This is a genomic window from Desulfosporomusa polytropa (assembly GCF_055380075.1).
Genome location: NZ_AP042400.1, coordinates 316,192 through 341,255, shown reverse-complemented (window position 1 = coordinate 341,255; position 25,064 = coordinate 316,192). Strand labels below are relative to the sequence as shown.

General features: G+C 37.1%; 33 protein-coding genes and 1 pseudogene. 6 read left to right on the top strand and 28 right to left on the bottom strand.

All coding sequences use genetic code 11. The features are described 5' to 3' along the window. Positions 1 to 79 precede the first annotated feature (79 nt). Positions 80 to 217 carry a hypothetical protein gene (locus tag ACZ449_RS03225; protein WP_464259627.1) on the bottom strand — a complete coding sequence of 46 codons (138 nt, stop codon included), beginning with the start codon at positions 215 to 217 and terminating at the stop codon, positions 80 to 82. 268 nt (positions 218 to 485) lie between these two features. Here ACZ449_RS03225 and ACZ449_RS03220 point away from each other — a divergent pair, with 268 nt between their 5' ends. Beyond that, on the top strand, positions 486 to 752 hold the full coding sequence (locus ACZ449_RS03220) for a hypothetical protein (protein ID WP_464259626.1): 267 nt from the start codon (positions 486 to 488) through the stop codon (positions 750 to 752). A gap of 314 nt (positions 753 to 1,066) precedes the next feature. Here the strand turns inward: ACZ449_RS03220 and ACZ449_RS03215 are convergent, their stop codons facing one another. Continuing rightward, positions 1,067 to 1,600, bottom strand: coding sequence for a CBO0543 family protein (locus tag ACZ449_RS03215; protein ID WP_464259625.1), 534 nt, complete (start codon positions 1,598 to 1,600; stop codon positions 1,067 to 1,069). Between the two features lie 373 nt (positions 1,601 to 1,973). Between ACZ449_RS03215 and ACZ449_RS03210 the strand changes: the two genes are divergently transcribed. The 3 genes from ACZ449_RS03210 to ACZ449_RS03200 all read left to right on the top strand — a co-directional run bounded on the left by ACZ449_RS03210 (position 1,974) and on the right by ACZ449_RS03200 (position 4,271). Continuing rightward, positions 1,974 to 3,032 carry a DMT family transporter gene (locus tag ACZ449_RS03210; RefSeq protein WP_464259624.1) on the top strand — a complete coding sequence of 353 codons (1,059 nt, stop codon included), beginning with the start codon at positions 1,974 to 1,976 and terminating at the stop codon, positions 3,030 to 3,032. Positions 3,033 to 3,072: 40 nt separating this feature from the next. After that, positions 3,073 to 3,519 (top strand): DUF3795 domain-containing protein, encoded by a 447-nt coding sequence (locus ACZ449_RS03205; RefSeq protein ID WP_464259623.1) that lies wholly within the window; start codon positions 3,073 to 3,075, stop codon positions 3,517 to 3,519. A 368-nt stretch (positions 3,520 to 3,887) separates the two neighbouring features. Then, positions 3,888 to 4,271 carry a hypothetical protein gene (locus ACZ449_RS03200; protein ID WP_464259622.1) on the top strand — a complete coding sequence of 128 codons (384 nt, stop codon included), beginning with the start codon at positions 3,888 to 3,890 and terminating at the stop codon, positions 4,269 to 4,271. A 236-nt stretch (positions 4,272 to 4,507) separates the two neighbouring features. Here ACZ449_RS03200 and ACZ449_RS03195 read toward each other — a convergent pair whose 3' ends face one another. The 3 genes from ACZ449_RS03195 to ACZ449_RS03185 form a co-directional block, all read right to left on the bottom strand. Further along, a complete protein-coding gene (locus tag ACZ449_RS03195; RefSeq protein ID WP_464259621.1) occupies positions 4,508 to 5,905 on the bottom strand; it encodes an amino acid permease in 1,398 nt (465 codons plus the stop codon). Positions 5,906 to 6,313: 408 nt separating this feature from the next. Beyond that, positions 6,314 to 6,622 carry an AzlD domain-containing protein gene (locus ACZ449_RS03190; RefSeq protein WP_464259620.1) on the bottom strand — a complete coding sequence of 103 codons (309 nt, stop codon included), beginning with the start codon at positions 6,620 to 6,622 and terminating at the stop codon, positions 6,314 to 6,316. Next, complete coding sequence (locus ACZ449_RS03185) at positions 6,619 to 7,389, bottom strand: AzlC family ABC transporter permease (RefSeq protein ID WP_464259619.1); 771 nt, start codon at positions 7,387 to 7,389, stop codon at positions 6,619 to 6,621. Before ACZ449_RS03185 ends, ACZ449_RS03190 begins: the two co-directional genes overlap by 4 nt. 107 nt (positions 7,390 to 7,496) lie before the next feature. Here ACZ449_RS03185 and ACZ449_RS03180 point away from each other — a divergent pair, with 107 nt between their 5' ends. Then, positions 7,497 to 8,357: a LysR family transcriptional regulator gene (locus ACZ449_RS03180; protein ID WP_464259618.1), complete on the top strand. Its 861-nt coding sequence runs from the start codon at positions 7,497 to 7,499 to the stop codon at positions 8,355 to 8,357. 57 nt (positions 8,358 to 8,414) lie between these two features. Here the strand turns inward: ACZ449_RS03180 and ACZ449_RS03175 are convergent, their stop codons facing one another. The 4 genes from ACZ449_RS03175 to ACZ449_RS03160 form a co-directional block, all read right to left on the bottom strand. Then, positions 8,415 to 9,227, bottom strand: a complete 813-nt coding sequence (locus tag ACZ449_RS03175; RefSeq protein WP_464259617.1) for a nucleotidyltransferase domain-containing protein — start codon at positions 9,225 to 9,227, stop codon at positions 8,415 to 8,417. A gap of 267 nt (positions 9,228 to 9,494) precedes the next feature. Continuing rightward, complete coding sequence (locus ACZ449_RS03170) at positions 9,495 to 9,716, bottom strand: HPP family protein (protein ID WP_464259616.1); 222 nt, start codon at positions 9,714 to 9,716, stop codon at positions 9,495 to 9,497. 594 nt (positions 9,717 to 10,310) lie between these two features. Then, positions 10,311 to 10,892: a DUF6036 family nucleotidyltransferase gene (locus ACZ449_RS03165; protein ID WP_464259615.1), complete on the bottom strand. Its 582-nt coding sequence runs from the start codon at positions 10,890 to 10,892 to the stop codon at positions 10,311 to 10,313. Next, complete coding sequence (locus ACZ449_RS03160) at positions 10,880 to 11,107, bottom strand: hypothetical protein (protein ID WP_464259614.1); 228 nt, start codon at positions 11,105 to 11,107, stop codon at positions 10,880 to 10,882. Before ACZ449_RS03160 ends, ACZ449_RS03165 begins: the two co-directional genes overlap by 13 nt. Before the next feature lie 786 nt (positions 11,108 to 11,893). Here ACZ449_RS03160 and ACZ449_RS03155 point away from each other — a divergent pair. Continuing rightward, positions 11,894 to 12,079: pseudogene (locus ACZ449_RS03155) on the top strand (DDE-type integrase/transposase/recombinase); the annotation flags it as partial. An 83-nt stretch (positions 12,080 to 12,162) separates the two neighbouring features. Here ACZ449_RS03155 and ACZ449_RS03150 read toward each other — a convergent pair. The 19 genes from ACZ449_RS03150 to ACZ449_RS03060 form a co-directional block, all read right to left on the bottom strand. Next, complete coding sequence (locus tag ACZ449_RS03150; RefSeq protein WP_464259613.1) at positions 12,163 to 12,318, bottom strand: hypothetical protein; 156 nt, start codon at positions 12,316 to 12,318, stop codon at positions 12,163 to 12,165. Positions 12,319 to 12,803: 485 nt separating this feature from the next. Further along, positions 12,804 to 13,439, bottom strand: coding sequence for a cyclodeaminase/cyclohydrolase family protein (locus ACZ449_RS03145; protein WP_464259612.1), 636 nt, complete (start codon positions 13,437 to 13,439; stop codon positions 12,804 to 12,806). A 347-nt stretch (positions 13,440 to 13,786) separates the two neighbouring features. After that, a complete protein-coding gene (locus ACZ449_RS03140) occupies positions 13,787 to 14,164 on the bottom strand; it encodes a desulfoferrodoxin (protein ID WP_464259611.1) in 378 nt (125 codons plus the stop codon). Between the two features lie 225 nt (positions 14,165 to 14,389). After that, a complete protein-coding gene (locus ACZ449_RS03135; protein ID WP_464259610.1) occupies positions 14,390 to 14,812 on the bottom strand; it encodes a PPC domain-containing DNA-binding protein in 423 nt (140 codons plus the stop codon). 37 nt (positions 14,813 to 14,849) lie between these two features. Further along, positions 14,850 to 15,416 carry an NADPH-dependent FMN reductase gene (locus ACZ449_RS03130; RefSeq protein WP_464259609.1) on the bottom strand — a complete coding sequence of 189 codons (567 nt, stop codon included), beginning with the start codon at positions 15,414 to 15,416 and terminating at the stop codon, positions 14,850 to 14,852. Positions 15,417 to 15,798: 382 nt separating this feature from the next. After that, a complete protein-coding gene (locus tag ACZ449_RS03125; protein WP_464259608.1) occupies positions 15,799 to 16,353 on the bottom strand; it encodes a hypothetical protein in 555 nt (184 codons plus the stop codon). A 139-nt stretch (positions 16,354 to 16,492) separates the two neighbouring features. Continuing rightward, positions 16,493 to 17,149, bottom strand: a complete 657-nt coding sequence (locus ACZ449_RS03120; RefSeq protein WP_464259607.1) for a hypothetical protein — start codon at positions 17,147 to 17,149, stop codon at positions 16,493 to 16,495. A 71-nt stretch (positions 17,150 to 17,220) separates the two neighbouring features. Further along, complete coding sequence (locus ACZ449_RS03115; RefSeq protein WP_464259606.1) at positions 17,221 to 18,033, bottom strand: hypothetical protein; 813 nt, start codon at positions 18,031 to 18,033, stop codon at positions 17,221 to 17,223. A gap of 35 nt (positions 18,034 to 18,068) precedes the next feature. Next, positions 18,069 to 18,545: a hypothetical protein gene (locus ACZ449_RS03110; RefSeq protein WP_464259605.1), complete on the bottom strand. Its 477-nt coding sequence runs from the start codon at positions 18,543 to 18,545 to the stop codon at positions 18,069 to 18,071. Between the two features lie 168 nt (positions 18,546 to 18,713). Beyond that, the gene (locus ACZ449_RS03105; RefSeq protein WP_464259604.1) at positions 18,714 to 19,715 is read right to left on the bottom strand and encodes a tetratricopeptide repeat protein; all 1,002 of its coding nucleotides are present in this window, start codon (positions 19,713 to 19,715) and stop codon (positions 18,714 to 18,716) included. Positions 19,716 to 19,929: 214 nt separating this feature from the next. Further along, positions 19,930 to 20,475: a hypothetical protein gene (locus tag ACZ449_RS03100; protein WP_464259603.1), complete on the bottom strand. Its 546-nt coding sequence runs from the start codon at positions 20,473 to 20,475 to the stop codon at positions 19,930 to 19,932. Positions 20,476 to 20,509: 34 nt separating this feature from the next. Continuing rightward, complete coding sequence (locus ACZ449_RS03095) at positions 20,510 to 21,061, bottom strand: hypothetical protein (protein ID WP_464259602.1); 552 nt, start codon at positions 21,059 to 21,061, stop codon at positions 20,510 to 20,512. Between the two features lie 44 nt (positions 21,062 to 21,105). Then, positions 21,106 to 21,480, bottom strand: coding sequence for a hypothetical protein (locus tag ACZ449_RS03090; protein WP_464259601.1), 375 nt, complete (start codon positions 21,478 to 21,480; stop codon positions 21,106 to 21,108). Between the two features lie 149 nt (positions 21,481 to 21,629). Beyond that, complete coding sequence (locus ACZ449_RS03085; RefSeq protein ID WP_464259600.1) at positions 21,630 to 22,046, bottom strand: hypothetical protein; 417 nt, start codon at positions 22,044 to 22,046, stop codon at positions 21,630 to 21,632. 34 nt (positions 22,047 to 22,080) lie between these two features. Next, the gene (locus tag ACZ449_RS03080; protein WP_464259599.1) at positions 22,081 to 22,212 is read right to left on the bottom strand and encodes a hypothetical protein; all 132 of its coding nucleotides are present in this window, start codon (positions 22,210 to 22,212) and stop codon (positions 22,081 to 22,083) included. Between the two features lie 83 nt (positions 22,213 to 22,295). After that, the gene (locus ACZ449_RS03075) at positions 22,296 to 22,847 is read right to left on the bottom strand and encodes a hypothetical protein (RefSeq protein WP_464259598.1); all 552 of its coding nucleotides are present in this window, start codon (positions 22,845 to 22,847) and stop codon (positions 22,296 to 22,298) included. Between the two features lie 114 nt (positions 22,848 to 22,961). After that, on the bottom strand, positions 22,962 to 23,261 hold the full coding sequence (locus ACZ449_RS03070) for a hypothetical protein (protein WP_464259597.1): 300 nt from the start codon (positions 23,259 to 23,261) through the stop codon (positions 22,962 to 22,964). Positions 23,262 to 23,348: 87 nt separating this feature from the next. Further along, positions 23,349 to 23,828, bottom strand: a complete 480-nt coding sequence (locus tag ACZ449_RS03065) for a hypothetical protein (RefSeq protein ID WP_464259596.1) — start codon at positions 23,826 to 23,828, stop codon at positions 23,349 to 23,351. 83 nt (positions 23,829 to 23,911) lie between these two features. Further along, positions 23,912 to 25,039, bottom strand: coding sequence for a tetratricopeptide repeat protein (locus tag ACZ449_RS03060; RefSeq protein ID WP_464259595.1), 1,128 nt, complete (start codon positions 25,037 to 25,039; stop codon positions 23,912 to 23,914). Between the last annotated feature and the right edge of the window lie 25 nt (positions 25,040 to 25,064).

Here is a 25,064-nt window from a genome sequence, read left to right as displayed (position 1 = left end):
CCTAAAACGAACAGAAATTTAAATTAACTTCCAGTTCGTTTTAGGCTATTCATTTGCAGTATACATATAATATTAAGTCTTAGGCACACATTGGGTATTTGCTATTTGTCGCATCGTCTATTTTTTCAATCTCAACGATACTATTAGACAGTTCGTCCAGCATATCTTGAAATTCTTTTTCGGTCATATCAAAGTCAATTTTATTGGCGTTTTCCATGCTACGCACCTTCCTTAAAAATAAAAATATGCGAGGTGCATTTATGCAACCTCGCATTTATTAATGTCATTATATATTATTCTGATAATTTTGTCAATATTGACTACATATTATTTTTAAATACACTCTATAGTAAAAGAGGGTAATGAAAACTACAGACGAATTAATAGAGATATTATATATCGTTAATGCAGTGAATTGAAATCTAATAATTCGAATACCCATACTTTATACAACGAAGATAGGCCACTAAGGAGGATTTAAGTTAATGCATCATTTATCTTTTTACGAGTATATTTATTACGGCCTTGTAATCACCATCTTGATTCTTTACCTATCGCTCTATGTAAAAAAACGCCATGAAATTATAGCTGAGCGGCGTAATTCATCCCGCTGGGGGATAGTTATTTCCTTTGCTATTATTGGAATTATTAGCGTAGCGGCTAATCTAGTTACTTGGCTGCCTGCATTAATAACGACCATCATTTCTTGTGCTATTGCTTACTATGTGGTGTTTGTTAAGTACAAAGATTAACGTCTGGATAAGTTGAACTTAGAAGGAAAAATGTGTATGCATAGAAACACATTTTTGTTAAAATAATAGTACAAGTATATATTGGGGGGGAATTCAAATGAGGTCTTCTTTTCTTAACACCATTGAAAAATCCCTAGATACAATGTCCTTTCTATATCGTGCTACTCCAGTTATTATCGGAATTTGCTTTGCCATAGCGGCTCTAGTTTGCTATATATTAATATCTTTCATACTGGGGATTTGAATCTAACCTGGTATATAGTACGATGAACCTGCTTACTAGGCGGGTTCATTTTTTTATGCTTCAAATTTAGTTACTTAAACTCACCACCGATGAAATTAAATAATATAAAGACTAAAAAAGCCACTACTAGATTAGCCCCCCAACCCCATAACGGCTTCAAATAGTGTAAATATATGTTTATAAATATAGCAAAATCAATAGTTAACGAGGCAAAGTATGACCATCCGTTATCATAAGAAATACCCTTAACTATATAGTGATCAATAAATTCTAGACTTCCAAAAATGCAAACCCATAATACTATATAGCCGCATTGATTAAGCTTATTACTGGTCGGAAATCTTGAAAGATAGACAAAAGTAGCTGCTGGTAACATGACAAAACTATTGAGCAACTCGACTGTTGTTGAGGTCTTTACAAAAATATCAGGATTGTAGTACCAGAGACTATGATGATAGGATAAATAACTTGCAAATTGATTTGCAACGATTACAAACAAGACTGTCGGGTAATATCTTTGCCAATTTTTCCACTCCCCCAGTTTTAAGGCAGCTATCAAAAATGAAAGGAGTAGACATACTCTAAAAATTAAAATTAGGTACACTCAGTTTATCCTTCTTTCTTGCTGAATAAGAGCTTGATACTCTATTTGTTACCAAATGGACCAAGGATATTACACTAGACCTTTAGTAAGTTACATTTAGTATGCCTCCATATAAACATATGCAAACAAACCACCCCGAAGAACATTTGCAGGATATGAAAGATGTTATACCAATACAGAGCGCTGCCACATCTTACTTGTTTCAAAGATATTCATTAGGTACGGCCGGCATTGACACCGAACTCCTGTCCAATGTATTGTGCGAAGTGTTATAATATTACCTAAAGATAGAAGTGATATAATGCCAATATTGAACGGGGTAATTATTCCAGAAATCATCTACAATCCCGCTTAAAGGAGAAGCTATTTATAAATGGAAAATTCTATGATGAAACAATCTTGCTACGCGAATTCTGGTGTATTAGCGGCGCTTACATCTGCTTTCTTATTCGGCGCAGGGACACCTTTGGCGAAGCTATTGCTAAGTACCGTTAGCCCATGGTTACTGGCGGGGCTGCTATACCTTGGCTCCGGCATTGGCCTAACCCTATATCGTCGTTTGAACAAAGCCCCTGCCGTGAAACTGCCACGCAATGAGGCGTTGTGGTTTGCTGGTGCGATTATAGCGGGTGGCATTGTCGCCCCAGTCTTGTTGATGTTTGGCCTAACTAAGACACCTGCATCTGGAGCATCTCTATTGTTAAATGCTGAGGGAGTATTTACTGCATTGTTGGCATGGTTCGCCTTCAAGGAAAATTTCGATCGACGCATTGCTCTTGGCATGATCGCCATCGTAGCCGGTGCAGTAGTCTTGAGTTGGCAAGGAGATGCTAGCTTTGCTGGTTTGTGGCCATCTCTGGCACTGTTGGGGGCGTGTTTGGCATGGGGCATTGACAATAATTTCACACGGAAAGTGTCGCTGTCGGATACCACGTGGATTGCCTCAATTAAAGGTCTGATTGCAGGTTCTGTCAATCTAGCCCTGGCCTTTATGCTCGGCGCATCTTTGCCGCCATTACCTAATCTGCTTGGAGCGATGATGGTGGGCTTTCTGTCTTATGGCGTGAGTTTAGCCTTGTTCGTAGTTGGCCTTCGATGCCTTGGCACCGCTCGCACGGGAGCTTACTTCTCTGTTGGCCCGTTCATTGGGGCTGTAATTGCGCTGGCATTTGGAGAACCATTGACGCTGCCGCTGGTGCTAGCAGGGGCGCTGATGGCACTAGGCATCTGGCTTCACTTAACAGAGCACCACGCACACGAGCACACGCACGCAGAGATAGAACATGAACATAAACACATGCATGACGAACATCATCAGCACGAACATGATACTCCAGCTACTGGAATAAGTCACAGTCATAAGCACCAACACTCGGAATTGGAGCATGAACATAACCACTTCCCCGATGCCCATCATCAGCATGAACATTGATATAACTCAGCAGCCATCTTTAAATAAGGAGGAATCCCCCATGACCTATAAAGACATACTCCCTAACCTCTCACCCTGCGGCCTCGACTGTGGGCGGTGCGCCGATCACAGCGCTGGTGAAATAAAGCACCACGCCACTACGCTTCGGGAACTTCTCGGAAACTACGGCCGCCTGGCCAAAATTAAGTCTGCTGTACAGCCAGCATTTAATCATTATCAGGACTTCGAGCATTTGCTCGATTACTTTTCTTCCGCTCACTGTGGCGGCTGCCGAAGTGAAGATTGCCACTGTCCCATAGATTGCACCGTCAAAACCTGCCACAAGGAGCAGGGAGTGGACTTCTGCTTTCAATGCAGCCAGTTTCCTTGTGATAAACGCCTTTTCTCTGAAAACCTTCGCGACCGCTGGTTAAAAACCAATAACCGAATGAAGGAAATTGGCCCGAAGGAGTATTATATTGAGCAAAGTAAGTTACCAAGGTATTAAAATCAATTATGAATTCATTCTATCTCCCGGCCACTTAAGGGCATCACAGGGACGATCTGTTGATTCATAATCGCTGAATAACTTGCTAATTAATCCTTCGAATAATTAGATGGTATATATCCCGCTTTGGCTCTGTTGTCGCGCTTGTCGGGGCATTAGTGATCACCTATATCATTTTACAATTTAATCTTAACGCATCAATAGAACCGTCCCTGTGATGCTCATGAAAAAATAGCACTTTTAGAATAATAGTTTCTTGTATTGGAGAATACTGCATGAAAAAGACTCTGTTTGCGCTCCTAATTGCTGTTGTTACGCTTACAATCATACCCACAACCTCATTTGCCTGAAACTCTAGTTGTGACCCTTTGTATAAGGGTTATAATGAATCGTCACCTGAAGGTTATGTAGCTAAAGAATTTGATAAAATCGCGCCTGAACCTGGATTTGACTGGAGTGGCTTACCAGGTTCTTGGCTAGATCAGGCTTCTCAAGGTAAATGGGTTGTAAAAACAGCGGCAGCAGACGCAAAAGTTGGATCAATAATTATATGGATAGACGAATTAAATAAAGCTAGAGTTGGTATCGTTCGCGACATTAGTGATAAAGGTATTCGATTTGACACACTCAATCAATCAAATAAATCGCTGCAAAAAATAGCTACTCCCGAATCATTGATAAATGATTATAAATTAGTTGGCTATATTTGGCCTGAACGCATCACATCTAGAATGAAGATGATTTTACATTAATTTTTCCGGGATCTTGCTAACTGAATAAGTTAATGGCAACTGAACCACTGAGTTAATGTTTGAGAGCTCCCCTGTTAATCCCTGCTATATCCCGGTTATTCCTTTGCAACAGCCCCTTTTGTCCTGCCCCACCCAACAGCATACTTATTTACTATAAGTACCCTGTTGCTTGATTGAGATCACGCAACAGATCTTGGTAGTCTTCGAGTCCGGCGTGGAAGCGTTTAGAACTTCTCCTATTTTACTGAATCCTTTTCTGCTTGTCCTAAGATGCTGTGCCAATAGCCATAACCAAAATAAATAACTAAACCGATGGCTATCCATATTGAATACCGAATCCAGGTTTGAGTAGGCAGGCTATACATAAGATAGGCACAACATAAAATAGCAGCCGGTGCTACAAAATTGACGGCTGGACAGCGGAAGGGACGATGGGCATTGGGTGCGGTTTTACGCAGAATGAGTACACCAATTGCTGTTGTTAAAAAGGCAAAAAGAGTACCGACATTAACTAGTTCAGCAAGAATATCGACAGGGGTAAGGCCGGCGATAACAGCAACAATAATGCCGGATACGATGGTTACAATATGAGGGGTTCCATATTTAGGATGTACTTTACAGATGCTGGCGGGAATCAAACCATCACGTGACATGGCAAAAAAAACACGGGTCTGACCGTACATAACAGCCATTAGTACAGTAGTAAGACCGGCAATGGCTCCGGTGCCAACAAGGGCCGCCCCCATGTTATACCCTATCTGACGCAAAGCAAATGCTACAGGCTCAGCATTGTTCAGATCTTGATATGGGATTACCCCTGTAAGCACTGCTGCAACCAACACATACAAAATGGCGCATACGATAAGAGAACCAATAATGCCGATAGGCAAATCACGATTAGGATGTTTGCATTCTTCGGCGGCTGTTGCTACACAGTCAAAACCGATATAAGCCAGAAAAATGGTTGCCGCGCCAGTCATTACTCCGGAAAAACCAAAGGGCAAAAAAGGAAACCAATTGGCTGGATTGACTTTCGGACCTGCCAGAAATAAAAAGATAAACACAGCCGTTAGTTTTACCCCTACGAGGATTTTGTTGACAGTGGCGCTTTCTTTTGTGCCTCGTACTAAGAGTACACTTAAGAACAACAAAATCAGCATGGCCGGTACGTTAATCATGCCTCCATCAGCGGCAACAGCGGTAAAGGCTTTGGGAATCTCGAAACCTGCTGACTTAAAAAGTCCGATCGTATAGGCTGACCAGCCGGCAGCTACCATACTGGCAGCCAGAGAATATTCCAGAATAAGGCTCCAGCCTACAAGCCAGGCAAAAACTTCCCCCATTGTTGTATAAGAATAAGTATAAGAGCTTCCGGCAACAGGTACGGTAGAGGCCATTTCGGAGTAGCATAGCGCGCAGAAAGCGCAGGCAACAGCAGACAAAAGTAAAGATATAATAATACCAGGACCGGCGTATTTAGCGGCAACGACGCCTGTAAAGATAAAAATACCTGTACCTATAATGCATCCAACACCCAGAAATACCATATCCAAGGCTCCAAGGTTTTTTTTCAGCTTTTGCTGCTGGCCATCCTCCGTCAAAGAGGAAAGGGGTTTTGTGCGAAAAAGATTCATTTAAGTCCCTTCTTTTCTAGTAAGTTTAGTTGCGACATATTTTAGAGCCATATTTAAAACGCATATCATGAATCGCCCTGAATATCGTTTAACAATATAACACATTTACAGAGTGAAATCAAAGAAAAAGTACATCCTCAAAGGAATATAATATAAAAGTACTCTTGAAAAATACAAATTAGATGCAAACCAACACTCTGCAAAAAATAAACTATCTATACTTCAAAGAACAGTTCACCAAACAGCCGAAAGAAAAAAGCATGAAATAGTGTTTATTTGTGGTGGCTTTTGAAAATGAACGGCACCTTGACATAAATAAAGGGTTTGCGTTGTCCGCAAACCCTTTATTTCTCCGGCACGCCTGGTAGGAATTGAACCTGCGGCCACCGCTTAGATATTTTTATATTTTCAATAGGTTATAAGTTCAATTAAGAAAACCGAAACACATGCTAACAATGAAACGTTAAATAGACTCTGGCCCCGATACGCAAGAATAACCGCAACTATAAATCCACCCAAAGCCGACCATCGATTTGCGGTAGAATCCAGTATAGCAGGAAATATCATAACAGCCAGTGTCACAAAGGGCACATAATATAAAAAGGATTTTATATACTTATTCTTGATTTCTTTTCGTATTAAGGTCAAAGGTATCAGCCTTATCAGATATGTAACTACAGCCATAACCAATATATACAAATAGATATTATTGCTCATTCGGCTCCTCCCTTTTCAAGAGCAGGCGCAACGCACTGTCCAAAGTCTTCCGTCTCCTCTTCATCCTCTTCCTTTATGGGGAATAGCAACGCTGCTATTCCTGCAATCAGTAAAGTCAAAATTATGATTTTAAAACCCGCTGAAACATGGGAAAATACCGGAAGCTTGGCAAACAACAGACTCATCAACATAGATATCAAAATTATACAAGCTAATAGTTTATTGCCTCTAGCCGGGGGAAATATTATTGCTAAAAACATACCATAGATAGCAATGCTCAAAGCACTTATTATTCTTTCCGGCAAAATGCTCCCGGAAAGAACACCAAGCAGTGTACCAAATGTCCAACCTGGGACAGCAGCACTCATTAATCCATAATTATAAAACGGATTTAATGTGCCGGCTTTGCAAACCGACACTCCGAATATTTCATCTGTAACTCCATAAGCAACTAAAAACCTATGTAGAAAGGCTTTTTTTGAATCCAGTTTTTGCGAAATCGAGCACGACATCAGACAATATCTTAAGTTCAAAATTAATTGCGTAACCGCCATTTCAATATAAGTTGAAGATACTCCAATTAATCCAAGCGCGGCAAACTGCCCTGCTGACGTTAGGTTTGTTAATGACATAAAAACGGCTTGGAACGGCGTAAGCCCAGCATTTTTTGCCATAATACCAAAAGTAAATGAAACAGCAAAATAACCAAGACAAATTGGAATGCCGTCTTTAATACCGTTTTTCCAATGTACAATATTATCGTTCATTAGTTTTCTCCTCAATTTTCTACTTATTTTAACACGCATATTGACAATAAGTAAAATGAATACTTATAATCTTTATATAAGATATTCTAATGTATCAGGAGTAAGCAATGAATCGCTATAGCGCATTTATCATTATAATCGAAACCGGCAGCTTTACCAAAGCAGCCGAAAAACTCGGCTATACACAATCAGCCATCAGTCAGATGGTACGTTCCCTAGAACAAGAACTGTCTACTAAGCTTTTGCTTCGCTCGCGCAAAGGCATTGCACTCACATCAGATGGCAAGGAATTATTGCCTTATATTAAAAAATTGCATAATTCTTACTGTGAGCTTATGGAAAAACGTAAAGAAATGCAGGGCCTGCAAAGCGGAATTGTTCGTATGGGAACTTTTACAAGCATTTCCTGCCATTGGCTGCCGAAATTGATGAAAGATTTCAAAGAACAGTATCCATCCGTTAATTTTGAACTTCATCAAGGTGAATACACAAGCATAGCACAATGGATCAAGGAGGGCAGCGTCGATTTCGGATTTGTTAATCCAGATGCTGTTTCTGATCTCACTACAATACCTTTGCGGCAAGATGAAATGCTGGCCATACTACCGAGCAATCACCCTTTAGTTTCCCACGAAAAAGTTTGTTTGGAGGAATTATCCAGTGAACCATTTATCCTTCTCAATGAAGGTGAATTTAGCCAACCATTGGAATTATTCAAACAAAGTAATTTGCAACCAAATATTCAATACCGTGTTATCGATGACTATACCATCATGTCCATGATTGAAAATGAGTTGGGAATTTCTATTTTGCCTAAATTGGTATTAAACAGAGCCAACTATAACATTATCACCAAAGAAATATCGCCTCCTATTGTCCGCACTATCGGGATCGCATTTAAAAATAAAATGACGCTGCCGATAGCAAGTAGGTATTTTATTGATTTTCTTGTACAGCAATTTGAATGAAACCAGTTCATATTCCTCGCCCCCTTCCCATGTCAACTTACCGTCCGCAACTTCAAATTAACTATACTCATTAACCTCTTTATACATTAAGTTCTTCATTATGCCATCTAAATAAATGATAGACTGTTCTTCAGCTGACTTTCGACGTATTAATTCAGGCGTATTGTGATACTCTCTCAGTTGTCGATACAATTCTATCGCATGTCTCAAGGCTAATTCACAACTCATTCTATCGTGAGAGGGTACCGTTTTAATAAACGCCGGCAATTCTTCTTTTGCGTCTCGTTCAATATATCTCACACCTTTTGGCAAGTGACCATTTTTCATTAAAGCAAGCGGTCCTAATACTGTAACCCGCAAAAACGACAAAGTTTCAATGGCTTCGAACAATTCACCGCGTCCAATTTTCGTTGCAATATAATGCACCCATACCCAGAATCGATCCTCAATCCATTGTAAATTGGGAAGCGGATATATAGCTTTTTTCTCACAAAAAACCTTTGTCAACATTCCTTCTCGTTCCCAGAGAATAACTGGGTCTTCTACTCGATTAATAATGTCAGACAACGCCACAAATTTCAAATCAACATGAAGTAATGTTGGCCCGTATAAACAAATAATTAACCGTGGCTCTCCTACATGTTCACCAGTAAAACCCACTAAAAGGTTTCCTAACTTTTCGGCTAGTACGAGTCTTTCGTCCGAAACCTCCCGTTCGTATCTGGCGTCAACAGCAATCATCAAATCTATGTCGGAATACTCGTCCATGGACTTAGTAATCCACGAACCGCCAGCTGTAATACCAAGTATTCTCGAATCTTTCTTAAAAAATTCAATCGCCTTATTTACAAACTCTATATGTAAATTCAATGCTACGCCCTCCTTTAACTACAAGAACTTATTATTTCAAAATAACACATTGCCTAATATTCGTAAATAGTGTGAACTTTAAACTTACACAGCGTCATGTTTTGGAAGACTCACAGTTGAGTAGAGGCGGAACTCACGTTCTAGCCCCCCTCACGGAATCGGACTTACCCTATTAAGGCATCTGGCTCTTCATAGCAGCATTTACTTACATTTAACCATAGATATTCTCATTAATCCTCGCTTTAGCTAGCGGGAATATGCGTTTTGTTATATTCTAGATGAATCAAATCTTTTAATATTGTCAACATAATTGGCCACGTAAAATGAAATTATGCGAAAATATCTATGTTTGGTAATAATTTTGTTAAATAACATTGCAACTAACGTCAGTGTTATGCTACCAATCAGCACCGGTGCTAGAATGATATCTAAGGACACTCCTCCCTCCATCATCACTAACAAGGGGTCAGCCGCTGCCGGCGGATGCAAAATTCACAGCAATTGCATAGCCGCAGTTGCAATGCCAACAGCTAAAGCATAACTCCACCCTCTAAATCGATGGGCAGCATGAGTTGATTCTGGTTATATTCTTTAAGCACTTGTCATTATTGAAGCGTCAAATAAACATGTTCCACAACAATTCCGGTTTTAGCTGGTGGAGGCCTCCTCCCCGCAAACATAAGTGGGGCGTTCGTCGCCACTTCTTTAGCAGCCATAACTAACTTGTTCATAAGCCTGTCTTTTCGTTTTATAGGTCTTTATTAGTGTCTATTTATAATTAACTATCCATATGTTTACATAACAAAAGGCTTCCGATTGCTCGGAAGCCTTGATTTCACTGGCACGCCTGGTAGGAATTGAACCTACGGTCAACCGCTTAGAAGTTGGATTTGGTCTGTATAATCCGTTTTTTCTAATCCTACAAACCCTCATAAATCATGGATTCCAAGAATGCGTTTGATTAGCCAGTCTATCATCTCTATCTAATTTTACGAGGTTTTGGTCCCCTAATTGGTCCCTTACTAAAATTTTTCTCAGCCAAACTACTTATGCTGAGTCATAAATGTCGAACAACAAAGTTCGTTATCTCTCATTAAACGCCTGTCTGTACTTTTCAGCCAATGCCTTAATTTTATTGAATACATCTAAACATACTTCTTCTTCCGCTCGCTTTAAGCAGTAGTCCCAATCGATATCATCATAGTGAGCAGCCATCATATATTGAGACCATTCTTCTGGATCACCCCAATACTTAACGGCTAACAAACGATCTATGATAATATCTTCAATGGAGAGCATATATACAATTTCCCCAGACTCTAGTTCCACTGGTAGCACCTTATCCCACGATCCACCCAGCGGGCTCCGCGGAAAGTCTACGATAATTGTTGGATCTTGTTCACATACCCATGCACTATCACATTTTTTAAATCCTAATGCAGGCATTATTTCATTTGCATAAGAATCACCCGGTATGACCATGTCAATATCCTGAGTAAGATAGCTGGATAATGTATAAAATTCTACAGCTAATCCGCCTACTACGACCGGGGTAAGTTTATACTGTTTAAATGCTTCGCTAATTATCCCGGCAACCGTCATTTGTTTTTGCAATATCTCCTGAATCGCTTTGCACTTACTAAGACGTTCTCTCAGAATTTCCATGACAACGCATATCCTCTATCAGTTTTTTTTAGTCGTCCGGAACGTTTTGCTTCATTAATTGTATGAATAACGGCATGGCACAAAGCAATTTTTTCACTTTCGCTTCGAGGTCGCACACGAACAGTCTTTTCAAGCCGTACACCATTCAATGTAGCCGTAATAACTTTTTTTCTATATTTTTCCATTGTATTATTAAAACTTACCTTAGCTTTCATTTTCTCGTAGCCTCCTTACTCAACACATATTTTATCAGCTAGCGTAGCGTTACTCACTAAACTAATCATTTATACATCTATTATTGCTTATTATGGAAAATTTAAACAATCGAAGCATTAAACAACAACTGCCACATCTTTTACTAAAACTTATTCATACACATATTGTACCATAGAATACACATGCTGCCTAACTGTTATCATCTATGAAATCTGCTCGGTGAAAGTAAAAATTATCCAATCATAATTCAAAATTTTATACAACCTACTTTCAACACTGGACAAAACCTCCGTCCTCGTCTAAGTTAATGGCAACTGAGCCACTGCGTTAATAACCTGAACCCTTGCAAGTAGACACAAATCTCACTTGAGGCGCAATATTCACTTCATCTTCAAATACGAGTTGCTTATTAATCCTTCGAATAATTAGATGGTATATCTCGCTTTGGCTCTGTTGTCGCGTTTGTCGGGGCATTAGTGATCACCTCAATATCATTTTACCATTTAATTTTTAATGCATTAATAGAACCGTCCCTATGATGCAGGCAGTAATTTTTGCTAAGTAAGTGTACTTGTTGCATTGGTTTATAATAATAAAATAGTACGACCGTTAATTATCTGCATTACACGGTAATTAGCAGTCGTACTATTTATCTTACAAGGGATGCCGGAAGCAATGTTGATAACCTAAAAAACTGTTTCAAGGATATATCCAAAAAAGACTAAAGAAGAGGTTGCAGAGGCGAAGAAGGAATTGGCCGAAAGGATGAATTCCGCTGAGGGCGTATTATTGAGCAAGACCATCGGTTTATCAAACGAAAACTAAAGCCAATGCTGGGATTTGACAGCTTTAAAACTGCTGAAAAAACAATTTGTGGAATTGAAGCCATGCATATGATTAGACGGGGCAGGTTGAAGAAATTCAATCTGCCCCGTCTAAGGTTGAGTTCATTAATAAAATTATGGGTATAGCAGCTTGATAGTTTGGTAAATGTTAGAAGAAACTTTAACTTTGTGAAATTTTTGCACCAGATATTATACGAGTTCCCCCTAAGTTATTTCCCAGTACATCCAAACTTTCCGGGTTCTTGAGCCATTGGTACAATAGTTGCATTAGCACCACATTTCGGACAAGTTTCCGGCTTCTTACCATCCTCTTCTAATTCAAGAATCCAACCACATTCTACACATTTATACATTAAGTCAGCCATTAGCAAATCCCTCCAATTATTTTTATACTATAATTATTCTTTGCAAGTTTTAATTATCCTTTTTTCTACATGAATGAATACAATATATATTTTGAATTAAATCAATATGGAGTATTAAATATCATTCGCTATTATTGGGTAATTTTAATAGTTGGCATTGAGTTTTTTGGGAAGGGAATTATATACTGCCCACGTTTTGCTGTGATTTTTCTACTGCTATTAGTTTCAACAACAATTCTGACCTATTCAGTTCGACGCGCCAATAGGTATTTGCTGTTATTATCAAAAGATGATACAACCTATTCAAAGCAGAACCCCCGTATCTCTTGTGCTAGCTTCTAATCTGCTGCTGCCACTTAGAGCACGGGGGTTCTATTATTAATGCTCATGTGTAAGTATTGTGCTACCCTATTACTACTTTTCTGATAGCGAGACATACACCTAGCCGAGTCTTGCCAGCTAAACTTCAAGTATTTGAGATTTTATCATAAGTTTATTACAATACGTTTAGCTACTTCCGAGGTTATTTTTTCTTTTAAAACTTCCGCCTGTTCTTTTATAGGAATGTTAATTGCAAGAATCTCTTGGACAAATAGATGATCGTGAATGGAGGCAAGATTGATTTCAACGGTTGCCAAGGCTGCGTAAACTCCAGCATAAGCAAGTAATCCGCAGGCTAAGGACTCACTGGCTGCGTTCAAGTTACCAGACTGCACAACATCTACTGCAAAATTCATAACTTGAAGGCATTTCTGCCCAACCGACAAAGAAAAACGTGCGGCCTCCTTGGTTGCTTCTTGAACTGCTTTGTTCCTAATTTCAATTTCGTTTTCGTTATTTTTAGGAAGTTTATACGCATTAACAATACTTAAATATGAGTAACCATCTCCATCAATACCTTGTACTAGTTCTTCTTTTAAATGCGTACCTTTCTGCTTAAGTTTATTAATAGATTCGTACATATCTTTATATTTTTCTTTTCCTTCAGTCAAACTACAAACCATTAAACCTAAACCTGCTCCCAATGCACCAGCCAAAGCGGCTACACCTCCGCCTCCTGGCATTGGCGAATCTGAAGCAAGATCATCGACAAAGTCGATTATACTCTTATTGATTAACATAGCATCCACTCCTTGTAATATTGCTTTATTAAAAACCATTGCTAAAATAATACTATGCCTTTACACTTTCAATAATCCCATCAGCCAAAGCATCCAGTTCTTTCTCTTGTTCTACTTTCAGAGAGGCCATTCATACTATTTCTCCTCTAAACCAAATCTGGTCTCACAACTTGCTATGTAAAAGGCTCAACCTGCAGCAATCCACTACAGGTTGAGCCTTTTGTCAGCCTTAATTACAAAATAAACAGTACTATTTTTAAGAATATCAAGCAGCTTTTTGTATCTTTCTTCATGCTCTTTTTCAATGGCCGCTACTGACTCAAATAGAAACGAAATCTCCTTTTTAGTTAAATAGTAGCTTTCCAAAGACCGTGAAGGTTGCAATAAGCATAAATTTCCGCATACTCTTTATCACAGAAGATTGCTTCTGGTTTATCTGATGGAGAAAGAGAAATACGTTGAGTACTTGTACCATCAGCAACGACAATCCATTCGATATAATGTGCTTCAGTCATAGGATGCTCAACACTGCCAACTTTTACATACAACTTTCCATCCTTGCGTTCAGCAACAGGGACATGTTTTTCAACAGCGGCATCAGTGGTATTAGCCTCCAATTTTTCCATTGGTTTGCCACAGCAGACTAATTGTCCTCCGCCATTTTTAATCTGTTCTACAATATTGCCGCAAATACTGCAGCGAAAAAATTTAATGTCTTCCTTCATTTCATCAACCTCACTCTCATCTTTTATTAATTAGTCACAACTACTAACTTATTTGATATATTTGCCTATTTATATAATATATCCTGCAATAATCGTATAAATTTGTCAAAACATATTTTGTTTATTATGGTTCAGTTCACATCAATCATCGATAAGCCGTCCCTGAAGGAATCTATTGCAAATATAATATGCAATTAATCCACATTCTTTGGCGTTATTTATGCTTTATTTAAAATTAAACAGATTAAGCCCAACTTCTTCGCTAAATTTTCTATCAACCTGTCCATCAATTACATCCAGCACTAATTCACAGGTGGGGCCGACCCAAGCTGCATTTAAATGTCCTCCAAAGAGACGATAGGACTCTTCTGCTAAAGCTATATGCAAGTGCGCATATACTTCACCCTGCATTTGCGTAATTGTCCCCATCAGACTCACAATTTCCATGTTGCCGGAAAATTCGCTTGGATGATATTCTTTGGTATCCTGATTAAAAATGCCGATACTTACCTTGTTAACTGCCCCGATGGCCGAAACAGAAGCCAGCTTTATCTTATGCTCTGCACAAAAATTTCTAAGCATGGCAACTATTTCTTCACCTTTGTCTATTCGCATAATAACCTTTGAAGCAAAACGTACATATTCCATGATACAACCGCCTTTAAAACAGCCTATATATTGCCCCTTAATTTTTGGATGAATTTTTCTCAATCCACACAGTGAATGCATTCATAAAATTTTGCAAAAAATCGCGTGTACCATCATTATTCAGCGCACTGCTATCATCAAAGAGAGCGGCAACATTTCCAATATAGGCCTCTGGCTGCTGCATTGTGGGAACATTCAAAAAGACAAGGGATTGTCTTAAATGATGATTTGCCCCAAAGGCACTTAGCCCACCAGGTGACACGCTTACCACTGCCCCAGGTTTGCCATCCCACACATTTTGGCCATATGGCCTTGATCCCACGTCAAGAGCATTCTTTAGCACTGCCGGAACGGATCGGTTATACTCCGGCGTAACGAAGAGAATCGCATCAAACGTCTTCATGCCCCCACGAAAAGCTGTCCATGCCGCAGGTGGAGTGTTTTCGTCATCGAAATCTTGATTGTACATTGCCAATTCACCGATCTCTACTTCCTCAATCTCAAAAGTTGTAGGAGCCATTGCCATCAATATTTTAGCGAGTTTCCTGCTAAATGATTCTTTGCGTAAACTTCCTACCAAAATTCCAATTTTTTTATTTTCCATAAAATTGACCTCCTTCATTATTTTACATACCTAAGAATTAAAATAAAATACTAATTATAATTAGACATTAGACAACAAAATACAATTACCTGCAATACATTATTTTGGAAATTTACTTTTATCTATGTTAATGTATCTGTAGGAATTGAACCTACGGCCAACCGCTTAGAAGGTGTCAATATTGTTTTTGTTTACGTTTGGTTATGTTTGAAAACGCTTGTTTTATAAGGGTTTTGAGGTTTTTCCTTCTTAGAACGTCTGTTCCTTTTTGAGTCCTTTTTTGAAAATAAACGGCAAGTTTACATAGCTGTTATGGTGCGTATTTGTTGGGTTTATGGCATGTCCAAAAATCGAATAAACGGCAAATTCTGTTTTTAGCTTATCACCGTAAACTATAAACCGCCTTCCGTTCAATCAGCTTCCTTTTCATTTCAATTAAAGCATTGATCATTCTACTATATTGGAGATTCTCATTTATTCTGCAGACCTCACTTATAAAAGCCTCTGTTTTAGATATCACTTCATTAACTAGTTCATCAAAACTAATCTGCTCATTTGACCAGTTAGGATAATTAACTTCAGTCAGTTGAAATATTTCTAAATCTGATGAACCATCGACTTTTTCTGCCTCAATTACACTAGCAAAAATTAAATCACCTTTTTTCCTGAATTCGACCCAAATATTATAGGATTCAACATCACTAATTAAAAGATAATCTGAACTGAGTAAAATGAAACATGCCCTTAAAAGCCTTTCAAGCCAGCTCGTAATGGATTCTAAGCCCTTCTCACCATCTTTTAAAATTTTATTATGATAATTACCATATCTGTTTTTATTGAATACCATTTCAAAAAAACCTTCTATATGAAAATCTTCACTCGACAAACTCCTTATCTCTTCGAAAGAATCAGTTATACGGTAATTTATTTTAAACACTTAATTACCTCCAATCCCCTTGGCCATCACATAATAATAAAGCGGGAATTATTTAAGAATTTATCCTTCAAGACATCAATATTTATTTAGAATTTTGTTGGCAAGATCCTACTACGTCTATCCACGAGATCACAGACTGTTAAGAGCCGAGTTCCATTAATCCATTTCTTTCGATAAGCAATACGCCAATGTTACTGACTGCGTCGATTTTGAATGTCTGCTTAAATTTCTGCAAATCCAACTGCTTAGCTGCCTCATTAGAGAAATAGTTCATATCACCTAAATGATCTTCCTCTACAACAAGGTCCTCTGCTGACTCAACAACCCCCGCAACTTCTGTAGCACCGAAGCCATAATAAGGTATAAGACTTGATACAATATTAGTAAAGATATTGCATAGGAGCAATATAATTTTGTCTCTTTGTTTTGTACCATAAGAATCGAGAACATCATACCTATCTACTGAAAACATTACTTCTTTCCATTCATTATGTTTTTCGATGATTGATAGTCTTGCTTCTACAGTTTTCCTGAACCAGTCCGCTCCTAAAGTTATAGAAGGAGAAAAATGGCTTGCTAGATCATTGATAATGGACTCATATTCCTTATTTTCTTTAGCGTAAAGAGTTTTGGAATCGCCAAACATCCAAACCGGCCCATCAATCCAGTACGTATATTCACCTTCATTAGAATGATTAAATGTCCATCCTATTTTGTAAAGAGAATCCAAAACTGCCCTTAAAATATCTCTATTATTTCGATTTGAAAGAAAAACAAATTGTATTTTTGCACCCATTTATCCACCTGCTTCACTAGCACATCTCTGCCGATTTCGATAAAAATTCCTCTGTATCCGCTGACTATCACTTACCATGAAAAATTAAACACTTCAAAGCGTCTAAAGGGATTCAATGGGGATGTTACTAAAATAAGCGGACTCAAAATATCATACAACTTGGATTCTCTAAAAGAATCATATCTTCTTAACGTGATTTTGACCTCTTTATTTTCAGAAAAATGCATTTCACTTATATATTGATTTTTTTTAAATGATAAAACTTTCATCTTATCTTTATTAAATATATTTACTAACTTGAAGTTGTTTTTTTCCATAGTTTTAATGAAGAAATCTTCCATTTCCCTTGTCTGATTTTCAAATATGAAATCTTCTATTTTTTCTATTTTATCATAGCTATTAAAGCTTATACTTTTTGTATTATAGACCTTTCCATAAGCTCTAAAATCTTCTTTGATTTTTGCAATTTCCTGTTCTAATTGTATATTTTTTTGCATTATACTTTCTTTGTTTAAGATGTAGTAACCTGAAATATACATATTTAAAGCAGGACCTATAAACAAAACTATCCCTATAGTATAAACAATGCCTCGAATTAAATTCTTTTCAAATTTTGATTTTGTTATATCATTATTTGAAGCTTTTTTATTCAAACATTGGTAATAAAATTCTTTTATACAACTTATAGGCATTTCTAAAGCTTCGTAAATAGCGTTTGCTTTCGAATTTCTCTGTTCATAATTAGGCGGAGAAGTAATGATTACATATAAAACAAAAAGATACTTTACTACAATTATTGGTAATAAAAGTATTACTAGTAATGATAATAATATTAGTTTTATGCCTTTAAAAAATAAATTCAATATCTTATAAAGAATACCCACTTCAATCTTTTTTCCTTCCTAGCAAAAAAGGCCCTTTATATATTACCAGATTTCTCGCATATTCTTTCACCGTCAACGTCTTCGTGAGTTAGAATTAATGTCCACTGTAATGTTTCATCAAATATATATATATCCTCAGGCAGATATTCTAGATTATCCATCAAGTCTTCAAAAGTTAACTTTAGTACAGTATCTTTACCAAACTTCCAATATTCCGGGATCCAGATTTTTTCCTTTGAATGTATATCCCAAAACGCCAAAACTTCTTTTATCGCAGATCGGTAACTATCAAACTTTTTAAAATTGATGCATTTAGCACCAATCAGGCACTCCCATAAATATCCTGTGTAGCACATTCCATCAGAGAATTGTCTTATAGTCTCAATATATTTCTTATAATGATCGGAATCAATATTTATAAATTTTTTAATATATTCGGCTCTATATTGATTCGCGTCTTTTTCGGGCATCATTTCAACTTTGATTTTAAACTCTTCAAAGGCCAATTTCATCTAATAACCTGCTTTCTTAACCTAATAATTAGCCCAAACCCATTAGGTGTATTCAGAGTAGTAATATGCTTCCACAATTAACCCTCTTTTTTTTGAAATACTAGTATTAATTTAGAAATATACCAATTAACATCGGTAATATTTAATTTTATCTTCATCCTTCCCCTTCTACTTCCTTACTTCGGTGAGCTTTTTTAGAAACTTCTCATTCTTAGGCGCCAACTCCAAAGCCTTCTTAAAATCCTGTATTGCATTGGCCCTTAGTCCTTTATCTAAATATGCATTACCTCGGTCAAAATACAAAACAGATTGCTGCGGTGAGATTTCTATAGCTCGCGAATAGTTTGCGATCGCTAAATCATACTTTTTTAGTGCATAGTAAAGCTGACCTTTATGCTTATAGCCGTCAGACCAATTCGGTTTAAGTTCAATCATCTTATTAAAACAGATTAAGGCTTTTTCGTATTCTTTGAGTTTAGTATATACTTGCCCGAGACATTCATATGAAGCAATGTCATTAGGATCTAACTCAGATGCCTTTTGATAATCCTTAACCGCTAATTGGTACATAGATAGTCTTTTCTCATAAACCGTTCCACGCATTAAATAGTACATACAGCTAGTTGGATCCCGTTGAATAAGAGTACTATAGTCTTCAATAGCCCCATCATAAGATTCAGCTTCTTCATAGGCTTTAGCTCGAAATAAATAATACCAATCGTTAGGTTCAAGTTCAATAGCCTTGCTTAAATCAGTAATAGCTGAAGAATATTTCTTTTGCTTTTCATATATTGTCGCACGCCCTATATACGAACTTGAGTTATAGGGCTCGAGCGATATAACCTTTTCCATATCATTTACTGCTAAGTCAAATCTTTCCTGGCTAGCATACGCTATTCCCCTCTTGTAGAGCGCTTTTATGTAGTTTTCATTTAACTCCAGTGCAGCCGTAAGATCAGAAATTGCCTGCTCTATTTTATTGATTTTAAATAGTAATGTTCCTCGTTCATAATAAGCTTCAGCATCGTTAGGGTTTTCCTCTATTCGCTGGCTATATCGATCAATTAATTGATCGATTTGCGTGGCGCCAAAACAAACTTGCGACACCATTCCCGAAAATAGGATAGATATTAATAACAATATTGGCAGTTTATAGATTAATTTTTTCATATCAAAGCACTCCATTTTTTAGAGTTGTACCATTATGAAAACCGCACTTTCTTCCGCATCTTCCTTATAATAAATCAGCAACTACCTTAATCTACTCTCACTTAACTGTTTATATACGAATTTAGTAGTCACCAATATAGGAACTACCTCATTTCTAAGTCTAGAGTTCTATCTGCCTAACGTAGTATTTTACGAGACCTTAGTGATCGACGTATCATCTTAATTTATTTAACATTAAGTTTTTCACCCTATTGAATGGTTCCCTAACAACTTCAAACTCATATGAAACCGCTATGCATTCGAAAGTTGAATCATGAAAAGACAATACAATATGATGATAATCCTCGAACAGCTTAGGGCTATGATACGGATGAACAGAATTCATATTTTGAAGTCGTCTCAACCATGATGAGTTCTGTATTTCAAAAGATGAATATGGCCTTAACCCTCGTGATGCAAGAGGATGACCGTGAAATGCTTCATCATTGGGCGGACCGAGTACATGTTCATAGCAACGTTTAAAACTTACGATTGCAATTGCCTCATTTTCATTTTCATAATCGATCTCAATCGTTTCTTGCAAATAATATGCAATGATAGTTGTATGTTCATCTGCTAGTATAATTGGCATTGGCGCGCCAACAGACGATTGTGGCAGAGATATTTCTATAACCCGGTCTTTGTCATCTACATCATAAATGCCGCCACATGCATGTCTCTTTTTAAGTCTATTTAGAAATTCATCAATTTTCCTGATCATTAACTTCTACCTCATTATTTAGCTCTAACCATGCTCAATAATTTTCCATTGCAATAAATTCAAATTTTATATCACGAATGTCTATAAATAAAGTTCTTTGTAGAATTGGGTTATTTCCATTATCAGCTACAATCTGCACACTAACTTTCGAAAAAATCATCTTTGATGCTTCTTCATCTGTTATAGGACCAGTTGTAAAATGCTGACCGTCACTAAAACAAATAAAAACGATTTTTTTGTCAGAAAGAAACTCTTCCGAAAACTCAAGCGGTTCCTGAAAATGAGATTCACAGATCAGAGGGTATTTTTTGGGGAGGCATTCAATGTGATTTATAGCAGCGCCTGTTAATATTTCATTTTCATATACATGGCAATTTCCCTTTTCAATCTTTATTCCGTATTTCCATGCAAATGTTTCGAATACTGCAGTGTAATATAGTGGTTCTATTATTGAATCCCAAGAATCATAGCAATGTGCATTAATACGTATCAGATTAGGGTAAATTTTTTCAATCATTTCAAGAAAATTCATCATGATATCTGTATCAGATAAATTTTTAAGTTTATTTTCAATCCCGAAATTCATACTTCTCCTTGTTCTGCCTTCAAGTCTTTACCGTTTAAAATACATTATCCCTTTAAAATATCCTCATTATCATCATGTATCACTTTAATCATTTTATCCATTTCCTCGATAGCAAAAATACCCTTTCTTGCTCCTGCTAAAAAATGAAGTTTTAACCAATAAGCATCCTCAGCAGCATATGATTCTATTGCCTTCCTAACATTCTCATCAGTTAAAGTTTTTACAATAATCATCGGAGGTGCTGCACCTAGATAGTTTAGTCTTTCTTTATCCATATACCATCCTAAATTTTGAGGGGTAGTAACTACTAAGGTATATGTAAAACCATCTTCCAATTCAACAAACACGTCAATATTGTCATTTTCAATATCCTTAATTTGCGAAATAGGTGTTGGATATTCTATCTTTTTAATTTTCATCGTATCACCACTTTGTTTTACCTATATAATTTTTCAGTAAAATAATTAATTCAATCTTGTTACATTATTCCATAAATATGTTAATACAAAAAGAGGTCCGCGGATTTGTAATCCTTTAAATATGCTTTTGCTATAGTCGATCAATTGAATTATTTGGAATAGTAATCATATATATAGAATCCTAAAAACAACAATCCAAAAAATATAAAAGCAGCTAATAAAGCACACGAGGATTGGACAAATGCCCTTCTCTTTTTCGGATCGAAATCGGGACGAATGCTTTTCTGATAGCCGCCAATATAAGTTAACACTAATGTCAATATCAATAATACCGTTGATGTCCATCCTATTACAACCGACCAACACTCAATATAAATGACCTTACCTATAACTAAATTATCTATTGCTACTATACCAAGAAGAATTGCCCACAGCACGCCACTTATCCGAAGTATCATTGGGTCATTACTCGTGGATTTTATTACCAATCTAGACATATAAACCATGCCGAAAATGCCCCACAGTACCCTAAAATACCATGGTGCAGACTTTGCTAAATGCAACATGATTGCTCCTACTTCCTAAATAATTTACTCCTGTTCAATAATCTCTTATCAGTCCAGAATCTGCCCATTCCATCCGTAATGCTCCCAACAAAAAGTCAATCACTTCCTGTACTTGCTCAACATCCTGAGCTACGGTAGGTTTAAAGACACCTTCTACTACAAGCATGATTCAGATTGTTCCTTTTTAGAATTTTCCCTGTTATCTGACACACTCACTCAAACCCACTTAATTCCAAGTTATACGTCTAATTACTGCCTATCTTTATCATGCAGCGACGTCCTTTTCCATGGATACTCATTGAGAAGCTTTATCTCAAAGTTATCATATTCCGAGTTATAGCAATGCACATGTGGACAAGGAATGCTTACTGATTCCTTTTTCAAACCCTTTTTTTCGATAATATGTAGATGCTCATCAGTGAAACCATATAAGTATATAAGATCATGTCGGTCATATACGATAGTTGTATTTGTTTCGGACGAATGTATCCAAATATCATGGCGTGCATCATTTTCAAAGAAGTCCTTAAAGCGATTTAGCAGCGTACTGATTTCATTATAGGCAAGCGCCTCACTCTGGTATCTGCCTTGCTCTTCACCAGTACGAGGAGTATGTAAAACATACAGCATGTAGAACGGCCCGTTAAGTACAGCCGTTAATTCAATAATTGTCTCAATATGGCTCTGTGCCAATCCAATTACTATTCTTTCATAACTACTGTTTTGCTCCACATTATATAAGTCGGAGTAATGATACTCCTGTGATTCGTCGTTGCTGTGGCGACCGAATTTAAACATCATTCTCACTTCCCCGTTCGCAAACTTACTTCTTTTGTTATTTCCATTTTCTTCCTAGAACCTTAAAAACCTTTATAAAAAACAATAGCCTGCACCTGCACAATTAAAGGTTACAGGCTAAATCTTATTACTGTATTCACGGACTTTCTGTCCTTCATACGCATTATAATCACTCATAGTCGTGTATGACTCCCAACGAACGTTATAAGCCACATAAGATGGAAAAGTTACTTCAATGCATATGTTATCTTTAAGGATTGGCTTAACATCATGAATGGTTACACCATTTATAGCCAAATCTTCTGTTTGTTCACTAACTTTACCGACGGTTAAATATATCGTTAGTTCGTTCCCATCGTCGTTTCGGATACTGTTCAAGAATAGATATTTATATTGATTCAGCTCTTTAAATAGCAAGAGTCTCCCTCCTCTATCTAGAAGTTTTATTTCTATAATTAATTCTTGGAAGGTTAATCGCCGTAGTAATAGGTTAATCGACAAAAATCAGTGCCCTCTGATATCAAAATCTGCTGAATATCCACCGTCATAGATTAGCACTATATAATATTTAGAATAATCCTGAGAAGTATTAAGTGTATCAAACGAAATGTTACCATGTTGAAGATACTCAGTTTCTAGTTTATTACCCGTAACATGTAGAACTTGTTTTGCAACTTCATGATTTGCATCATTTTGCGCAGTTCGGAAATTCATTTCATTGTAATATTGTTGTATTTCTTTTAGCGACAAATCAGATTTAACTAATATACATGCTAAAAAATCCATACCGTTACCATTACTATTTAATTTTCCACAGATAGTTTTTGATTCAACCAGCGTAATGGTCTGCGGTAAAGTTTTTAGCTGCTGCGCAAAAGCGAGCAGCCTATAATTATTGATTAATGGGTTAAATATGAAAAGTGACATTATAAATATAAATAAAGATACAACCGTATATGCAATAAGTTTAGCTATCTTTCTCATCTCTAATCTCGTCCCTGTATTTCTCACTTGGAGAAATTATTATCTTTCGGATTTCATCCATCATCATGTAAGCGAAGTCAACATTAGATACCATAAAAATAAAGTTTTTTACCACTAGCTATTGCATCATCAATACAAGAAATTAGGTTTCTGGCAATATCCTTCAATTGCTGCAGCCATTCCGCCCAATTGCTTTTCCAATCATCCAAATACCTAATCAATGTGGATATAAACCGAGTTTCTATAGTATGATCAATGAAATCATTGTACCCGCGAATGTCGTTTAAACCAGTTAAGGACTCCATTAATAAAACTCTGACCCGTATTATATCGCTTAGAGTATATTCAATATCTCCATATATGGAGAAGTTAGGAACGCCAGATGCAAAACAATGATAAAACTCTATAAAAATCGCATCCTCTAAATAACACGAGTCTGAACTCCAATGCTTATGGTCATGCTTATTTGCTGTAAAGTACAATTCAATATATGGCCCCCCACCTTTTTCTTTTTCTAGTGAAATCAGTGGAGTGTGCCTCTGATAAGGTGTATATTTTCTATACCTTTGATAAGCCAGCCGAGCTTCTTCCCATTGGTTTAATTGCATGTAGAGTTCTCCCCGACGGTTATAAAATCGCCAGTCCTCCGGATTTAGAGAGATACCCTTCCCATAATCAGCTAAGGCCTGGCCAAACAGCCTTAAACTTTCAAAGCACTCACCGCGTTCAAGGTAATAATCAGCATTTGCCTCTTCAAACTGAATGGCTATATCATAATATTTAATCGCTGCCTCATATTCCCGTTTTTCCCACTTTAAAATATCAGCCAAGCAGAAGGCCGCTTTTGCATTGGTTGGATCCATCTCGTTGACTTTATTAAGATAGTACCATGCACGTTCGATTGAATGTTCTAGCCGGTGATGCTGACGATAAGTCATGCCTAAATTAAGTAATACTTCCAGATTATCAGGGTTTTGATTTAATTCGTTCTCAAATACTTTTATAGCGGTATCTAAATCTTTATTTTGATTTTCATAATCCTCTAATAATCCATAAACTCGAGCCCGCTTATAATAAGCCTCACCATGGGCGCTATTTTTACCAATAGCCTGGCTATAAAAAACAAGAGCTTTTTCTAAATAAGCCTCTTTATTACATTGGTCATATTCACGCATTGCTTTTTCAGCTTCAAAGTAATCAGCACTTGTCATTTCCAATTTCTTCACCTATAAAATT

What these genes read in the sequence shown, in the direction of transcription:
- ACZ449_RS03225 (WP_464259627.1), bottom strand. Translation starts at nt 217, where the DNA reads ATGGAAAACGCCAATAAAATTGACTTTGATATGACCGAAAAAGAATTT.
- ACZ449_RS03220 (WP_464259626.1), top strand. Translation starts at nt 486, where the DNA reads ATGCATCATTTATCTTTTTACGAGTATATTTATTACGGCCTTGTAATC.
- ACZ449_RS03210 (WP_464259624.1), top strand. Translation starts at nt 1,974, where the DNA reads ATGGAAAATTCTATGATGAAACAATCTTGCTACGCGAATTCTGGTGTA.
- ACZ449_RS03205 (WP_464259623.1), top strand. Translation starts at nt 3,073, where the DNA reads ATGACCTATAAAGACATACTCCCTAACCTCTCACCCTGCGGCCTCGAC.
- ACZ449_RS03195 (WP_464259621.1), bottom strand. Translation starts at nt 5,905, where the DNA reads ATGAATCTTTTTCGCACAAAACCCCTTTCCTCTTTGACGGAGGATGGC.
- ACZ449_RS03190 (WP_464259620.1), bottom strand. Translation starts at nt 6,622, where the DNA reads ATGAGCAATAATATCTATTTGTATATATTGGTTATGGCTGTAGTTACA.
- ACZ449_RS03185 (WP_464259619.1), bottom strand. Translation starts at nt 7,389, where the DNA reads ATGAACGATAATATTGTACATTGGAAAAACGGTATTAAAGACGGCATT.
- ACZ449_RS03180 (WP_464259618.1), top strand. Translation starts at nt 7,497, where the DNA reads ATGAATCGCTATAGCGCATTTATCATTATAATCGAAACCGGCAGCTTT.
- ACZ449_RS03165 (WP_464259615.1), bottom strand. Translation starts at nt 10,892, where the DNA reads ATGGAAATTCTGAGAGAACGTCTTAGTAAGTGCAAAGCGATTCAGGAG.
- ACZ449_RS03160 (WP_464259614.1), bottom strand. Translation starts at nt 11,107, where the DNA reads ATGAAAGCTAAGGTAAGTTTTAATAATACAATGGAAAAATATAGAAAA.
- ACZ449_RS03150 (WP_464259613.1), bottom strand. Translation starts at nt 12,318, where the DNA reads ATGGCTGACTTAATGTATAAATGTGTAGAATGTGGTTGGATTCTTGAA.
- ACZ449_RS03145 (WP_464259612.1), bottom strand. Translation starts at nt 13,439, where the DNA reads ATGTTAATCAATAAGAGTATAATCGACTTTGTCGATGATCTTGCTTCA.
- ACZ449_RS03140 (WP_464259611.1), bottom strand. Translation starts at nt 14,164, where the DNA reads ATGAAGGAAGACATTAAATTTTTTCGCTGCAGTATTTGCGGCAATATT.
- ACZ449_RS03135 (WP_464259610.1), bottom strand. Translation starts at nt 14,812, where the DNA reads ATGGAATATGTACGTTTTGCTTCAAAGGTTATTATGCGAATAGACAAA.
- ACZ449_RS03130 (WP_464259609.1), bottom strand. Translation starts at nt 15,416, where the DNA reads ATGGAAAATAAAAAAATTGGAATTTTGGTAGGAAGTTTACGCAAAGAA.
- ACZ449_RS03120 (WP_464259607.1), bottom strand. Translation starts at nt 17,149, where the DNA reads ATGGGTGCAAAAATACAATTTGTTTTTCTTTCAAATCGAAATAATAGA.
- ACZ449_RS03110 (WP_464259605.1), bottom strand. Translation starts at nt 18,545, where the DNA reads ATGAAATTGGCCTTTGAAGAGTTTAAAATCAAAGTTGAAATGATGCCC.
- ACZ449_RS03105 (WP_464259604.1), bottom strand. Translation starts at nt 19,715, where the DNA reads ATGAAAAAATTAATCTATAAACTGCCAATATTGTTATTAATATCTATC.
- ACZ449_RS03100 (WP_464259603.1), bottom strand. Translation starts at nt 20,475, where the DNA reads ATGATCAGGAAAATTGATGAATTTCTAAATAGACTTAAAAAGAGACAT.
- ACZ449_RS03095 (WP_464259602.1), bottom strand. Translation starts at nt 21,061, where the DNA reads ATGAATTTCGGGATTGAAAATAAACTTAAAAATTTATCTGATACAGAT.
- ACZ449_RS03090 (WP_464259601.1), bottom strand. Translation starts at nt 21,480, where the DNA reads ATGAAAATTAAAAAGATAGAATATCCAACACCTATTTCGCAAATTAAG.
- ACZ449_RS03085 (WP_464259600.1), bottom strand. Translation starts at nt 22,046, where the DNA reads ATGTTGCATTTAGCAAAGTCTGCACCATGGTATTTTAGGGTACTGTGG.
- ACZ449_RS03080 (WP_464259599.1), bottom strand. Translation starts at nt 22,212, where the DNA reads ATGCTTGTAGTAGAAGGTGTCTTTAAACCTACCGTAGCTCAGGATGTT.
- ACZ449_RS03075 (WP_464259598.1), bottom strand. Translation starts at nt 22,847, where the DNA reads ATGATGTTTAAATTCGGTCGCCACAGCAACGACGAATCACAGGAGTAT.
- ACZ449_RS03065 (WP_464259596.1), bottom strand. Translation starts at nt 23,828, where the DNA reads ATGAGAAAGATAGCTAAACTTATTGCATATACGGTTGTATCTTTATTT.
- ACZ449_RS03060 (WP_464259595.1), bottom strand. Translation starts at nt 25,039, where the DNA reads ATGACAAGTGCTGATTACTTTGAAGCTGAAAAAGCAATGCGTGAATAT.